This is a genomic window from Methylobacterium sp. J-070, assembly GCF_022829385.1.
Lineage (GTDB): Bacteria > Pseudomonadota > Alphaproteobacteria > Rhizobiales > Beijerinckiaceae > Methylobacterium.
On record NZ_JAKSXX010000123.1, the window covers coordinates 217,207 to 230,995 of the forward strand.

At 69.5% G+C, this 13,789-nt stretch carries 13 protein-coding genes and 1 pseudogene; 8 read left to right on the top strand and 6 right to left on the bottom strand.

Annotation, left to right across the window (positions count from 1 at the left end; genetic code table 11):
• Positions 1–32: 32 nt before the first annotated feature.
• Positions 33–443, bottom strand: coding sequence for a hypothetical protein (locus tag MKL01_RS11525; RefSeq protein ID WP_243905347.1), 411 nt, complete (start codon positions 441–443; stop codon positions 33–35).
• A gap of 597 nt (positions 444–1,040) precedes the next feature.
• Here MKL01_RS11525 and MKL01_RS11530 point away from each other — a divergent pair.
• From MKL01_RS11530 to MKL01_RS11550, 5 genes and pseudogenes are all read left to right on the top strand, one after another.
• Positions 1,041–2,312, top strand: a pseudogene (locus MKL01_RS11530) (IS3 family transposase).
• 327 nt (positions 2,313–2,639) lie between these two features.
• Positions 2,640–3,092: a cupredoxin domain-containing protein gene (locus tag MKL01_RS11535; protein ID WP_243905488.1), complete on the top strand. Its 453-nt coding sequence runs from the start codon at positions 2,640–2,642 to the stop codon at positions 3,090–3,092.
• Positions 3,093–3,114: 22 nt separating this feature from the next.
• Complete coding sequence (locus MKL01_RS11540; RefSeq protein ID WP_243905348.1) at positions 3,115–3,525, top strand: thiol-disulfide oxidoreductase DCC family protein; 411 nt, start codon at positions 3,115–3,117, stop codon at positions 3,523–3,525.
• A gap of 168 nt (positions 3,526–3,693) precedes the next feature.
• Complete coding sequence (locus tag MKL01_RS11545) at positions 3,694–4,005, top strand: hypothetical protein (RefSeq protein WP_243905349.1); 312 nt, start codon at positions 3,694–3,696, stop codon at positions 4,003–4,005.
• A 112-nt stretch (positions 4,006–4,117) separates the two neighbouring features.
• Positions 4,118–5,536, top strand: coding sequence for a TadE/TadG family type IV pilus assembly protein (locus MKL01_RS11550; protein WP_243905350.1), 1,419 nt, complete (start codon positions 4,118–4,120; stop codon positions 5,534–5,536).
• Positions 5,537–5,651: 115 nt separating this feature from the next.
• On the opposite strand, the gene MKL01_RS11555 is transcribed toward MKL01_RS11550, so the two are convergent.
• Positions 5,652–6,326: a Crp/Fnr family transcriptional regulator gene (locus tag MKL01_RS11555; protein ID WP_243905351.1), complete on the bottom strand. Its 675-nt coding sequence runs from the start codon at positions 6,324–6,326 to the stop codon at positions 5,652–5,654.
• A 185-nt stretch (positions 6,327–6,511) separates the two neighbouring features.
• On the opposite strand from MKL01_RS11555, the gene MKL01_RS11560 reads away from it, so the two are divergent.
• Together MKL01_RS11560 and MKL01_RS11565 are read left to right on the top strand one after the other, a co-directional pair.
• Positions 6,512–7,312, top strand: a complete 801-nt coding sequence (locus tag MKL01_RS11560; RefSeq protein WP_243905352.1) for a pentapeptide repeat-containing protein — start codon at positions 6,512–6,514, stop codon at positions 7,310–7,312.
• Positions 7,313–7,353: 41 nt separating this feature from the next.
• Entirely contained in the window at positions 7,354–7,743 is a 390-nt protein-coding gene (locus MKL01_RS11565) for a thioredoxin family protein (protein ID WP_243905353.1), read from the top strand.
• 117 nt (positions 7,744–7,860) lie between these two features.
• Here MKL01_RS11565 and MKL01_RS11570 read toward each other — a convergent pair whose 3' ends face one another.
• Positions 7,861–9,912 (bottom strand): PAS domain S-box protein, encoded by a 2,052-nt coding sequence (locus MKL01_RS11570; RefSeq protein WP_313901457.1) that lies wholly within the window; start codon positions 9,910–9,912, stop codon positions 7,861–7,863.
• Entirely contained in the window at positions 9,860–10,603 is a 744-nt protein-coding gene (locus tag MKL01_RS11575) for an alpha/beta fold hydrolase (protein WP_409566245.1), read from the bottom strand. Before MKL01_RS11575 ends, MKL01_RS11570 begins: the two co-directional genes overlap by 53 nt.
• Positions 10,604–11,403: 800 nt before the next feature.
• On the opposite strand from MKL01_RS11575, the gene MKL01_RS11580 reads away from it, so the two are divergent.
• Entirely contained in the window at positions 11,404–11,547 is a 144-nt protein-coding gene (locus MKL01_RS11580; protein ID WP_243905355.1) for a hypothetical protein, read from the top strand.
• Between the two features lie 23 nt (positions 11,548–11,570).
• On the opposite strand, the gene MKL01_RS11585 is transcribed toward MKL01_RS11580, so the two are convergent.
• Complete coding sequence (locus MKL01_RS11585; RefSeq protein ID WP_243905356.1) at positions 11,571–12,950, bottom strand: HD-GYP domain-containing protein; 1,380 nt, start codon at positions 12,948–12,950, stop codon at positions 11,571–11,573.
• 349 nt (positions 12,951–13,299) lie between these two features.
• Complete coding sequence (locus MKL01_RS11590) at positions 13,300–13,773, bottom strand: SRPBCC family protein (protein WP_243905357.1); 474 nt, start codon at positions 13,771–13,773, stop codon at positions 13,300–13,302.
• Positions 13,774–13,789: the final 16 nt, after the last annotated feature.

The window sequence follows — 13,789 nt, forward strand, 5'->3', positions numbered from 1 at the left end:
GGTACAGCGTCTTGCCTCCGCGACGCGAGACTTCAGGTGAGCTTGGTGGTGACGCCGGACAAATCCCAGGCTCGCCGCTCGTATCCGCCGGAGGCATGGGTCTCCCGGTGGGGAACGACCCGACCGGGGGAGAAAGGACCCAATTCCTCCGGTAGGGCGGAGCTTCCCGGCGCTTGAGGGCTCGGAAGCTTCGACGGATGGGACATCGCGGGGGCGAGCTGGGAGCCGGCGCCGATGCCGTCTTCGAGCTCCAGTTCGCCAGCGAGACGCGTGACGACATCGAGGGCGCTTCGTATCCGTTCGACCTGCACACAGACCTCGGCTTCTTCGAGGCGGCAGGCCTTGCCCGAGGACCACCACCGGCCGTCATCCATCTGCCGCAGCAGCGCCGTCAGGCGGTCGCGCTGCTCGGCCAGCGCCTCGATGGCATGGGGACGGATCATCTGCGAATTCCTGTCCAGAAGGATCGGGGCGACACGCAGGTCCCGGAGCACTGTCCCGAAGCGGGTTCCGGGGATCGGTCCAGGGCGACCGTCGTGGCATCGACCGTGACGGCCGGACGCCTACCGTAGGCCTTAGGAGACCGCGGTCCTTGCGGTGGATCAAGGACTTCACCGATGCGTACGTTCGCCAGGTGCTGGATCATCACCCTTTCGGTGTTGTGGCGACAGGCAACGGTACCTCCGCCGGGGCTCAGGATCACCCCGCCGGTCCCCGCATCGTCACCGAGACTACCATACCCCCGACATCACCCGGCAGCACGCTGTCCCGGCCGATCTCATCCGGGATCCCAGGGTCTGGCGCGAATGGCTGACCTAAGCCAGGAGCGTCTGCTTACGGGAAGTGTTCACCGCAAACGGAATGGCCGGGATGGGCGCGAAGCTGAAGGTCTGGTTTGAGGATAAGATCCGCGAGTTTCGCGCTGGTCACACGCGTCGCACCTAACCTGGATAGAGGACGCAGCCCAAGCCGCGGTGACCTGACCGGCTGGCTTTGGACCGGGCTGATTAGAGGATCAGCCAGGACCAGAGGAGTTGGGGATGAAGCGAGGACAGAGGCGGAGCGCGGAACAGGTCGTGCTGATGCTGCGCCAGATCGAGGTGCAGACGGCACAAGGCAAAAGCATCGCAGTCGCCTGCAAAGAAGCGGACGTCGCCGAGCAGAGTGACTCACGCTGGCGTAAGGAGTACGGCGGTCTGAAGGTTGATCGGGCCAGGAAGATGAAAGATCTGGAGCGCGAGAACGCTCGGCTTCGTCGGCTTGTGGCTGATCTATCTTTAGAGAAGCAGGTCCTGGCGGACGTCGCCTCGGGAAATTTGTAGCCCCCGAGCGACGCCGGCAGGCGGTCGATGGCATTCGGGAGAAGTACGGTCTCTCGGAACGTCACGCCTGCCGGATCGTCGGCCAGCACCGGGGCACGCAGCGCTACATGCCCACCGTGCCGGCCGACGCGGATGGGCTGACCCGAGCCATCGTTGTCCTGGCCTCCAAGTATGGGCGCTATGGCTACCGTCGTGTCACCGCGCTGCTGCAGACAGACGGCTGGCAGGTGGGCAAGGACCGGGTCCATCCTTCGAGAACCTCAGGATGAGGGCATCTGGCGTCGCGCGGGGCTGAAGGTCCCCAGCCGACATGAACCGCGCAGCCGCCTCTGGCTGAACGACGGCTCGTGCGTGCGGCTGCGGCCACTCCACTACAACCACGTCTGGCGCTTCGCCTTCGTGCAGGCGCAGACCCACGACGGGCGCAGCTTGCGTATCCTGACGCTGATCGATGAGCACAGCCGGGCGTGCCTCGCCTTGAAGGTGGCGCGGCGCATCAACGGCCTGGGTGTGATCGAGGCGCTGGCGGAGGCGATGTGCCTGCACGGCATCCCGGAGAACATCCGCTGCGACAACGGTCCCGAAATGATCTCAAAGGCGCTGCACAAGTGGGTCGCCAAAGCCGGCTCGCAGATCCAGTACAGCGCACCCGGCTCGCCGTGGGAGAACGGGTACTGTGAGAGCTTCAACGGCAAACTGCGCGACGAGTGCCTGAGGCAGGAGATCTTCTCCTCACTCGAGGAGGCACAGATCGTGATCGCCCTCTGGCAGAACACGTACAACCGCGTCCGGCCGCATTCGTCGCTGGGCTACCGACCGCCCGCGCCTGTCAGCTTCCCGGATCTGGCCTTCCGGCTACCCATGGGCGCGACCATGCAGTCGCCGCGCAACTGGCCCGGTCCAAAATACCGGTCAGGTCAGTTTATCCGACCAGATCCCTGTTCTTTCCCTGTTACCGGGACGGCACGCCACAGACTGGTTCGCACGTGACCGCGCCCACCGCCAGTCCGCTCATCGACCGGAACGGCCAAGCGGGAACCGTATCGGACCGGCCTCGGTGCCGGTCTGTCGCTGACCGTCGTCGGAATCTGACCCGGTCTGCGGTCCGCGACCTATGCGCGGTCTCGGGCTGCGACGGCCGGGTTCGCGAAGGCTCGGCGCTTGGCACCCGCCGCGCCCGGCGTCGGGGCGACCGACGGACCGCACGGCAGGCTCCCCGCATGCGGCGTTGCGCCGTGGAACGTCGCCGACCGCGCAGCCTTTCCTGACGACGCGCTCGGCCGCCATCGCCGAGCCTCGACCCGGAAAAGGCATCCCATGCTGAACGTCTCGCGCGCGCTGGCAACACTCGTCGCGCTCGTCATCGCCGGGCCGGCGTTGGCCCAGGGCAAGCCCCTGGCGCCGCCGGCCAGCGACGCGATGCCGCCGGTGGAGCTGACGATCAGCATGGCGGACGGCAAGCCGGTCTGCGAACCGGCCGAACTCCGTCTTCCGGCCGATACCAACGTCGCGCTGAGCATCGTCAGCCATGCCGATGCGCCCGTCACGATCACCGCGCCCGGGCAATTCGAGAACGGCCTGGTGCTGCATGCCGACGGCGATCTCGTGCATGTCGCCAGCGAGAAGGGCTACACCGTCAAGCAGAACGGCAAGGGCACGCTGCGCCTGCGGACCCTTAAGGCCGGGCAGGAGGAATACGCCTGCACCAGCACCCGCAACGCCGACGCGCCCTTCAAGGGCAAGCTGGTCCTGAGCCCGCCCGCGCAGTGAAGCCGCGGCTCAGGGTTCAGGCATGAGCGACGCCGTGTCCGGCAAGGATCTCAGCGTCTACTACGACGGCGGCTGCCCGCTTTGCCGCGCCGAGATCGACCATTATCGCCGGTGCGCGGGTGCCGATCGGGTGGCGTTCGTCGATGTGGGGCGCGATGTCCCGGCGCCGGACCTCGGGTCCGGTCTCGGCCGCGACGCCGCCCTGCGGCGCTTCCATGTGCGCTGCGCGAACGGCCGGCTGATCTCCGGCGCGGCCGCGTTCGCGCGGCTCTGGCGGACCTTGCCCGGCTGGCGCTGGCTCGGCCGACTGGTCGACCTGCGGGTGCTGGGCATCCGGCCCCTTCTGCCGATCGCCGAGCTGGCCTATCGCCTGTCCCTGCCGTTGCGCCCCCGTCTCGCCCGGCTGGTCTCACGCCGCCGGCCCGAGGCGTAGCGGCGGCGGCACCATGTGGCAGGTCGCGCTTGCCGGACCGCCTGAGCGGCCGGAGACGCGGCCGTCCCCGTCGAGCACGCACGGGCGCGAGAACGTGCGAACCGCGCCCCGGGACCAATGCCCGGCTCGCGCGTTGCCTGGACGGTTCGATCTCGCCAGGAGCGCCCGATGCTCGCCCGATCCGCGTTGCTGCTCGTCATCCTCACGTCGAGCGCCCAGGCCGCCGCCTTCGACGACCTGAAGGGCTATCTGGCCTCCTGCCTGCGGTTCGAGATGGGGGGCACCCAGGCGCAACGGGGTACGCCCCTGTCGTCCCGCGTGCACGATGCGCTGGATCGCTGCTCCGACGACGTCGCTCGGCTGGAGCGGGCGGACGGGCGTCGTCTGCGCGGCGACGGCGGGATCAGTCCGTCGACCAAGCAGGTGATCCAGGATGTCGTGGGCCGCGGCGGCGACGGCATCCGCGCCGTCCGGTACTGAGCCCGTCGACCGCGCCGCGCGGCGGAACGGCGATTTCGGCCCACATGCATCCTTAACGCCCGCGTGCTGAGGTGCGGAGGTTCGGGGGGACACGCGCGCGCACGGCATCAGAATGGCTCAGCAGGGCTGCACCCGCACGGATCTCGGACCTTTGCCGCGGCACCGGGTCCGCATCTGGCGGCGGTTCCGTGCCGATCGGCGCGGGGGCGTCGCCCTGATCTTCGCGCTGGGCAGCATCGTCCTCTTCGGCCTGGCCGGTGGCGGCATCGACTACGCCCGCATGGTCTATCGCCGCAGCCAGCTGCAGAACGCCGTCGATGCCGCCGTCCTCGCCGGGGGCAATACCCTGAAACTCTCGCCATCGAACTCGGATGCGGTGGCCAGCATCGTCGCGCGCATCGTCAACGAGAATGCGCCATCGCCGCCAGACCGCCCGCTCTCCGTGCAGGTGACGGTCAGCGGCGACAAGACCAGCCTGTCCGCCAGCGTGACCGACACCTTCAGGCTGGCCTTCGGAGCCTTCGTGGGCATGCGGGTCGCGCCGATCACCGCCCGGTCGACCGCCACGATCATGGGCAAGATGCGCCTGTGCCTGCTCACCCTGGATCCCGCCGCGGTGGGCACCCTGCACCTGGAGAAGAACGCCAACCTGTCGGCGACCGCGTGCTCGCTGTACGCGGATTCCAAGGACGCCCACGCCATTCAGGGCGACGAGAACGCCATCGCCAAGGCCGACACGATCTGCAGCGTCGGCGGCGCCAGCACCACCCGGGCCAACTTCGCGCCGCCGGTCACATCGGGCTGCCCCGCGATCAAGGATCCCCTGGTCGGGACCATCACCGCGCCCGCGCCGGGCAGCTGCATCACCCTCGGCGCCTCCGCGGGGCCAGGGCCCGGGAAGGGACCGGGCGGCCCCGCCGCCGGGCTCGTCGCGGTCACGGCGAACACGACCCTCGATCCCGGCACCTATTGCGGCGGCCTGCACATCACCGGCACCGCCAACGTCACCCTCAACCCGGGCGTCTACATCATCAAGGACGGCCCGCTGATCGTCGATCAGACGGCCAGCATGGCGGGGCAGGGTGTCGGTTTCTACTTCATGGGCGACGCCGCCGGCGTCCTGTTCGATGCCGACAGCACGATCAGCCTGACGGCGCCGGTCACCGGCCCGCTCGCGGGGATCCTGATGACCGAGCAGCCCAGCGTCTCGTCCCCCGTCGCGCCGCCTCCGCCGCCGAAAGGATCTCCGCCGGCACCCCCCGGTCCGCCCTCGAAGCCGCTGCGCCAGTACCGGATCATCAGCAACAACGCCCGCACGATGCTGGGCACGATCTACCTGCCGGCCGGTCGGCTGATCATCGACGGCACCGCGGCCGTCAGCGATCAGTCCGCCTACACCGTCATCGTCGTGCAGCTGCTCAACCTCTATGACGGGCCGACGCTGTACCTGAACGCCAACTACGACGCGACGAGCGTGCCGGTGCCGAAGGGCGTCGGGCCGGTCACCGGCAAGATCCTCATCACGCAGTAGAGATCGTGGAGTCCCGACGACGGGCAGGCGTCCGGCTGCCGACCCCAACCGTCGGCAGACGCCGATCGACATCAGGCTCGCTGGCGAACGCGGGTCCCGCCCCGCGTACCGGGCTTCACCGCGTGCCGGCGGCGGCTAAGCCGGGGCGGTCGACAATCTTGACCGCCCCGCGCCGGAGTTCGATCAGTCCTGCCTCGGCCCATTGCGCGACAATACGGCTCACGACCTCGCGCACGCTGCCGACATCGTCGGCGAGCTTCTGGTGCGTCACCGCCGCGACGCCCTGCGGATCGGCCTCCGCCAGGAGCCGCTGCGCCAGACGCTGTTTCAGGGGGGCGAACGCCACCGCGTCGATCAGCGTGAACAGGCCCGACATCAGCCGCGTGTAGTCGTCCATCACGAAGCTGCGAAAGGCGGCGCTGTCGCCCATCAGGTGCTGGAACGTGCCCACCGGCAGGGCCGCAAGCTCGGTGCGTTCCTCGGCGATGCTCTGCGCCGGGAAGGTGCTGCCGGACAGGAGACATTGCGTGGTCAGGGCGCAGGTGCCGCCCGGGCCGACCTTGTAGATCAGGACCTCACGCCCGCCCTCCGACATGCGGAAGATGCGCGTGCGCCCCTCCAGGCACATCAGGTAGTGGGCGCACGCGCCGTCCAGTTCGTAGGCGACGGCGCCGGCCTCCAGAACCGGGAACTGCACGGTGCCCCTGGCGATCTGGAGGTGCGCGGGGCTGAGCGCCTGCATGAGCGGAAACCGGTCGATCCAGCGCTCGACCTTCTGCGCGTCCGTCATGGCTGGCATCGTCCTCCGGCCGTGACGACGGGCTGATCGTCCGGCGCGTGTCGCGTTTTTCTCCCGCCGCGCCGGACTTGTGTGACCTGGGTCACCGACCGGGCGCGGCGGCCCGGCATAGCATCGCGGCACACCGAACACGATACGGGCGCCGGTCATGCCCGGCCCCTGACGGGAGTGAACCGATGCGCCGCCTCGCCCTCAGCTTGATGCTCGCCGCCCTCGCCGCCGGCCCCGCGGCGGCCGAACAGGACCTGCTCCTCGGGGCCGACATGGCCTCGCCCGCGATGACGCAGGCCGAGATGAGCCGCGCCGACATCGAGGCGATGATCACGGCCGCCCACGGAAAGCCCATCGACCTCCACGACAAGGCCCTGTCCGGCCTCGATCTGTCCGGGCTGAACCTCCGGGGCGCCAACCTGCGGACCGCCCGCCTCAACAAGGCGAACCTGCGGGGCGCGGACCTCGGCGGGGCGAACCTCGAACAGGCGTGGTTCATCAAGGCGGACCTGAGCGGGGCCAAGCTGATGGACGCGCGGATGTTCGGCATCACCGCTCGGGATGCCAACCTCAGCGGTGCCGACCTGAGCCGGTCCATGCCGATCGGCGACTTCAAGGGCGCGAACATGAGCGGCGCGACGCTTGTCGATCTCAGAGGGGGTGCCGACATCAAGAACCAGTCCATGGGCCTGATGCGCGCGGTGTTCGTCTCGGTGAACCTCACGGGCGCGAACCTGAAGGGGGCCAACCTCGGCCGGTCGCGGCTCGAATACGCCGATCTCACGGATGCCGACCTCACGAACGTGATGCTGATGGGCTCGGACCTGTCCGGCGCGAACCTGACCGGCGCCACGGTCACGGGCGCGGACTTCAAGAACGTCGATGTCAGCGGCGCCCGGCTGATCGGCCTGAAGGGCCAGGACGGCGCCAAGGACTGGTCGGCGCGGGTGAACGTCGACCGCGCCATCACCCGGAGCGCCAACTGAGCCGTCCCCTTACGTCTGCGGCCACCCCGGAGAGACCTCCCATGACCCCCCGTCGCCTGCTGCTCGGCGCCTTCGCGGCCGCCCCCCTGCTGTTCGGTTCCGGCGCCGTCGCCGCCGGGACGGCCTACACGCCTGCCGCCTTCGCGGTCGCCCAGAAGGCGGGCAAGCCGATCCTCGTGCACATCACCGCGCCCTGGTGCACGACCTGCGCGGCGCAGAAGCCGATCCTGGCCAGGCTGGAGGCGGAACCCAGGTTCAAGGACCTGCAGGTGTTCGACGTCGACTTCGACAGCCGCCGGGACGTGGTGAAGCGGTTCGGCGCGACGATGCAGAGCACCCTGATCCCCTACAGGGGCGAGACGGAGGTCGGGCGCTCGGCCGGGGAGACCAAGCCGGAGGCGATCTCGGCGCTCCTCGACAAGGCGATCTGAGGCGGGGCCAGGGTCACGAGCATCGGCGGCGGGTTCCCGGCGATCGGCGATCGCGATGCGGGGAAGCGGATCGTCCGCCCCCGACCCACCCGGCTTTCGCACCGACCGGCCGGTCCCTCATGCCCTCCGGCGCGGGGCCACCCGGCCCAGGATGCGCCCGAGCTGATCGGCCGAGTACGGCTTGTGCAGCAGTTCGAAGCCGTGCAGCCCGTCCTGGGCCAGGACGTGGCTGTAGCCCGAAGCCAGGAGGACCGGCAGGCCGGGCATCCGGCGCTGCACGATCCTGGCGAGTTCGATGCCGCCCATGCCGGGCATCACCACGTCGGAGAACACGACATCGAAGCCGGCCCCGTCGGCTCCGAGCTTCTCCAACGCCGCCTCGGCGTTGGCGGTCCAGGTCGTGCGGTAGCCGATGTCTTCCAGGATCTGGGTGGCGAACCTGCCGACCTCGACATTGTCCTCGACGACCAGCACGCACTGGCCGTCGCCGGTCGGGAAGGTCTCATCGTCTCGGACGGAGGCCGGGCGTGCGGGCGCGCCCGCCAATATCTCCGGCAGGTAGAGCGTGAAGGTGGTGCCCCGTCCGGGCCCGCTCCGGACCGCGACGTCGCCCCCCGACTGCTTGGCGAAGCCGAAGACCTGGCTGAGGCCGAGCCCGGTGCCCTTGCCGACCTCCTTGGTCGTGAAGAACGGCTCGAAGATGCGGGAAAGCTGATCCGGCGCGATGCCGCTTCCGGTGTCGGTGAGGGCGATGGAGGCGAACCGGCCCGGCGCGGCGGCATGCCCGCGGATCGGCGGCAGGGTGCCGGTGTGATCGAGCCGGAGGGTCAGCGTGCCCTCGCCGTTCATGGCATCCCGGGCGTTCACCGCGATGTTGACGAGCGCCGTCTCGAACTGGCTGATGTCGGCCAGCACGAAGCACGGCGCGTCCGGGATCTCGGTGCCGACATGGATGCGGGCGCCGGTCACGGTATCGAGCATGTCGGCGACACCGCGCAGCCGCTCGCCGACGTCGAACACTTCGGGCTTCAGCGCCTGGCGCCGGGCGAAGGCGAGCAGCTGACCGGTGAGCTTGGCGGCGCGGTCGACGGTGTCGGAGACGGTATCCATGTACCGGACCCGACGCTCCTCGGGCAGGTCCGGACGCCTGAGGAAATCCACCGACGAGCGGATGATGGTCAGCAGGTTGTTGAAATCGTGCGCCACGCCCCCGGTCAACTGGCCCACAGCCTCGAGCTTCTGCGACTGGCGCAGCGCCTCCTCCGCCCGGCCCAGCGCGGCGGCCTGCTCGTACTCGACCGTCGTGTTCCGCCCGGTCGCGTAGATCTGGCCGTCCTCGAACGCCCCCGTCCAGGCGAACCGGCGATAGGTCCCGTCCGCGTGCCGGAGACGGTACTCGTAGGGTTCGACCAGCGGGGCCGTCATGATGCGGCCGAGCGCCGCCCGCGTCGGCTCCAGGTCCTCGGGGTGGGTGAACGTGACGAAGTTCTGCCCGATGAGGTCGGACGCCGCCCAGCCGAGCAGGTCCTGCCAGGCTGCGTTGACCGCCAGGAGCGTCCCTTGCGCATCCGCGATGGCCAGAAGATCCGGTGACAGCCGCCAGGCCCGCTCCAGGGCGCGCGCCCGGTCGGCGACCCGGGCTTCGAGGTTCGCGTTCAGGTCCCGCAGCGCGGCCGTCGCCGCCTCCGCGAGCCGCCGCGCCTCCAGCAGCTCGCGCTCGTAGCGCCGACGGTCAGAGGCGTTGAAGACGGTGATCCGGATGAAGCGCACGCCCCCCGCCGCGTCCTCGCGCACCACCGCGTTGACCAGGACCGGCAGCGTCGTGCCGTCCGCGCGCACGAGATCGAGGGCGACTTCGTTGAAGAAGCCCTGCATCCGCAGCATCGGCGCGAAATGGGTCTCGTAGTAGACCTTGCCGGCGAGGTTCAGGAGATCGAGGAAACGGCGTCCGACGAGCTGCTCGTTCGTGAAGCCGAGCCACGTCGCGAGCGTGCGATTGATCTTGGAGATGCGCCCGTTCGGCAGGGCCGAGGCGTAGCCGCAGGGCGCGTTCTCGAACAGATCCGACAGATCGTCCGTGTCCTGCACCCGGGCGTGAGGCGTCACCTCGTCCACGCTACCCACCCCGCAGGAAGCCCTCGATGGCCGCGATGGTCTCCCCGGGCGCACTCAGGTTCGGGCAATGGCCCGTCGCGTCGAGGAGAGCGAAGGCGCTGTTCTGCAGGTGCCGGTGGACGTACGTCCCTACCTCTATCGGGGCGATCACGTCCTCCGAGCTCTGGATGACGAGGCATCGCGCCGTCACGCCCGCCAGATCCGCGCGATTGTCGGCCAGGAAGGTGGTGCGGGCGAAGCGCTTGGCGATGTCCGGGTCCGTGCGGCAGAAGCTGTTGGTGAGTTCCTCGCCGAGTTCGGGGCGGTCGGGATTGCCCATGATCGCCGGTGCCATCGCCTGCGACCAGCCCATGTGGTTCGTGTCGAGGAAGTCGAGCAGCTCCTCGATCTGGGCTGCACTGAAACCGCCGACGTATCCGTCGTCGTCGAGATAGCGCGGCGACGGGCAAACCAGGACGAGGCTCGTAAACAGCTCGGGGGCCTTTATCGAGGCCAGAACCCCGATCATGGCGCTGACCGAGTGGCCGACGAACACGCCGCTCCTGACCTCCAGGGCGCGGCAGAGCTCGACCACGTCGTCGGCGTAGCCGTCGAGCGCGGCGTACTTCGCCGCCTCGTAGGCCGATAGGTCCGATCCGCCGGCGCCGATATGATCGAACAGGATCGTCCGGTAGCGGTCCGCGAACGCCGGATACACGAAGCGCCACATGTTCTGATCGCAGCCGAAGCCGTGCGCGAAGACCATGGCGGTTCCGCCGGTGCCGACCTGCCTCACGTTGTGTCGCCGTACGACAGACAAGCCCACGCTCCTCGGATGTCGCAAGTCTAGCATGCATCGGCGGACGGCGCTTGCCCACCCGTCGGACGTCTCCGGCGCGACGGCAGCCCGAAAGCCCACCGTGCCGGTGACCGGAATCGGTCGCCGGCCGGCGCGACAGCAATGTTCGCCGCCAGGCGCCGTCCCCTCGGACGCCGAGGACTTGTACGCCGGAGCCGGCTCATCTCCCGCGTGTCCCGCACCGGGCGTCCATGGGAATGCCAATCCGTTCAACCGGAAAGCGCAGACGCGGACGAGCCGAAGCCGCGCATTGTGGCATGTGGCCTCCGACCCGAGGTCGTCGCTTGCGGCGGCCCGAATTCCGCGCGGGAGCGGCCGTCCCTGGGGCGTCCGCGTCGGGCTCGAGGCCGCGCTCCGCGCGCTCTGGCAGGCCGGTCTGGCGCCGCACCTGCTGACGCCGGCGCGGGGCAACGTCGAGATCCTCGTGGGCGCGACCGCCCCTTGGGCACCGTCCGCCTCGGTGCTGCGGCATCGCCGACGCGGTGACCGGATCGGAGGCGGGGGACCCTGTCCGGAGGCGCGACCCGCACGGGGCCGTCCGCCGGACCGGCAACGGCTCTAACCAATGCTGATCCGGATGTATCAAATGCAATCGAAATCGGTATCGGCATCTACAGTCGGACGATGCATCCTGGAATGACCGGGGAAGGACGGCTCCGCCGACGATCGGCGCCCGCCACGGATCCCGGAAGCAGGACGCTCAGAGCATGCTCGCCCGCATCGTCAATGCACTGTTCCTCCGGGCTCTGCGTGCGCCGGCCTGCGGATGGGTGGTGCGTGCGGCCATCGTCCTGGCGTCGCGGGACGCATCGCCGCGCAGCGGCGCGGGCGCGATGGCGGCGGTCCGGTAGCCGGAGGGGGGGCGAGGGGCGGTTCAGGCCGCCCGAACGAGATCGCCCTCGATCGCGGCGAGCGCACGCTCCAGCGCCGCGAAGCAGTTCGGATCGAATGCCGTGCCGAGATCGGCGCGCATGATGCCGAGCGCCTTCTCCAGCGGCATGGCCGCCCGGTAGGGCCGGTCGGCGGTCAGCGCGTCGAACACATCGGCGACCGAGACGATGCGCGTCTCGGGTGCGATGGCGTCGCCTTTCAGCCCGCGGGGATAGCCCCGGCCGTCCAGCCGCTCGTGGTGGCCGCCGCCGATGCTGGCCATCTCGTGGAACACCGCCGCGCGGGTCAGGATGGTCTCCGACAGGGACGCGTGATTGCGCATGTCGCGCCACTCCGCGTCGTCCAGTTTGCCGTTCTTGTCGAGGATCGCGTTGGAGACGCCGAGCTTGCCGACATCGTGGAGGAGCGCCGCGCGCTTGAGCCAGCGGCGGCGCTCGGAGGGGTAGCCGAGTTCGGCCGCGATCATGTCGGCGTAGACCGCGACCCGCTCGGAATGGCCGGAGGTGAACGGGCTCTTGGCATCGATGATCTGGGCGAAGGCCCGGGCGATATCGTCGAGGTAATCCTCGTCCACGACGATCGGGCTGCCCGGAGCCAGCGCGAACACCGCCGCCTCGACCTCGTCCGAGGCCAGGGTCTCCCAGAAGCGGGATTCGGCGGCGACCGCCTCGAAGCAGGCGACGACCTCAGGATCGAACCATGTGCCCGAGCGCGCCCGCACCTCGGCGATCGCGGCCGCGCGGCCGGCTGCGGTGTGGAACACGTCCACCACTTGGGCGAGGAGCGCCACCCGTGCGTAGAGCGGGATCGCGGGGCCGGCGAGGTGGTCCGGTCGGCCGCTGCCGTTCCAGTGCTCGTCCAGCGCGTGGATGGCCTCGCAGACGCCCGCCGGGAAGCGAAGCTGACGGGCGATCTGGGCACCGCGCTGGCAGCGGGTCTGGATCAGGTCATCGACGATCGCGCCGCCATTCTGCAGGATGTTGAGCACGGCACGGAAGCGCTCGGCGAGGCCGGCCTTGAGGCCGGTATGGGCGAAGACGAAGCCCAGAACCTTGGGCAGGCTGTCGCTCACCGTCTTGAAGTCGCGCTTGAAGCCGAGATCGTCGGAGAGGTAGAGTTCGCAGATCCGCGCGGCGTTGCTGGAGCAACCGAGGTCCTTCAGCATGACCGTGTGGTAGAGTTCCCAGAGCTGCGCGTCGGTCAGCCCCAGCTCCCGACCGACGTGGAAGCCGATCCAGGTCGCCCGCACGCAATGCCCCACGGGCTGACCTTCCGTCAGGTCGAGGGCGTGGCTCAAGGCGCCGAGAACCTCCGATAGCTGAACCGTCCTGGCTTCTTCTTCTTTGCCTGACGCGATCCGCATCGTACTCGTCCAGCCTCTAGCGGTAGAAGCGGCAAGATTACCTTCAGAACCTGATCAAACCGTTGCGCCGTGCGCTTTCAGGCGGTTGTCCATCCGGTCCAAACCGAGGCGGCCGAAGGTGCGAGGCTTCGGCGATCCCGAAGCGGCCGCGCCCTTGATCATCGCCGCGTGAGCGGCCACGAGGCCGACCGGCCTGGCCCGGCAGATGACGACCGACCCACCGGGACGCAGGCCTGCACGTTCGGTGGCGGGCCAGCCGAATCGGTTTGAGCGCCGGCGGTCCGCGATCGGGCCGGCACCCGGGCCGACGCACGGGACGCGGCCGGGGCCTCCTTCGGTTGCGTAGCCCTCAGGAAGCCTCGGCCGTGTCCGTGACGGGCGCGGGGGCGCCGAGTTCGGCGGCGAAGGCGCCGAAGAACTGGTCGGCGAGCTTGCGCGAGGTCGCCTGGATCAGGCGCCCCCCGAGGGAGGCGATCTTGCCGCCGATCTCCGCCTTGGCCTCATAGGTCAGAACGGTCTCGACGTCCTCCTGCCGGAGCGCGACTGCGGCACGGCCCTTGGCGAAGCCCGCCATGCCGCCGTTGCCCTGACCCGTCAGGGTGTAACCCTCGGGCGCGCGGATATCCTCCAGCCGGACGGTGCCGGCGAAGGTCGCCGAGACCGGGCCGATCTTCAGGGCGACCTTGGCGGCAAACTCCTCGGGCGAGACCTGCGTGAGTTCCTTGCAGCCGGGGATGCAGCGCGCGAGCACCGCAGGATCGTTGAGGGCGGCCCAGACGGCCGCGCGCGGTGCCGCGATGCGGTATTCCCCGGTGATGTCCATCGTGTTCTCCCGTCCA

Coding starts and splice junctions, on each gene's coding strand:
- MKL01_RS11525 (WP_243905347.1), bottom strand. CDS start 443: ATGATCCGTCCCCATGCCATCGAGGCGCTGGCCGAGCAGCGCGACCGC.
- MKL01_RS11535 (WP_243905488.1), top strand. CDS start 2,640: ATGCTGAACGTCTCGCGCGCGCTGGCAACACTCGTCGCGCTCGTCATC.
- MKL01_RS11540 (WP_243905348.1), top strand. CDS start 3,115: ATGAGCGACGCCGTGTCCGGCAAGGATCTCAGCGTCTACTACGACGGC.
- MKL01_RS11545 (WP_243905349.1), top strand. CDS start 3,694: ATGCTCGCCCGATCCGCGTTGCTGCTCGTCATCCTCACGTCGAGCGCC.
- MKL01_RS11550 (WP_243905350.1), top strand. CDS start 4,118: ATGGCTCAGCAGGGCTGCACCCGCACGGATCTCGGACCTTTGCCGCGG.
- MKL01_RS11555 (WP_243905351.1), bottom strand. CDS start 6,326: ATGACGGACGCGCAGAAGGTCGAGCGCTGGATCGACCGGTTTCCGCTC.
- MKL01_RS11560 (WP_243905352.1), top strand. CDS start 6,512: ATGCGCCGCCTCGCCCTCAGCTTGATGCTCGCCGCCCTCGCCGCCGGC.
- MKL01_RS11565 (WP_243905353.1), top strand. CDS start 7,354: ATGACCCCCCGTCGCCTGCTGCTCGGCGCCTTCGCGGCCGCCCCCCTG.
- MKL01_RS11575 (WP_409566245.1), bottom strand. CDS start 10,603: ATGGTCTTCGCGCACGGCTTCGGCTGCGATCAGAACATGTGGCGCTTC.
- MKL01_RS11580 (WP_243905355.1), top strand. CDS start 11,404: ATGCTCGCCCGCATCGTCAATGCACTGTTCCTCCGGGCTCTGCGTGCG.
- MKL01_RS11585 (WP_243905356.1), bottom strand. CDS start 12,950: ATGCGGATCGCGTCAGGCAAAGAAGAAGAAGCCAGGACGGTTCAGCTA.
- MKL01_RS11590 (WP_243905357.1), bottom strand. CDS start 13,773: ATGGACATCACCGGGGAATACCGCATCGCGGCACCGCGCGCGGCCGTC.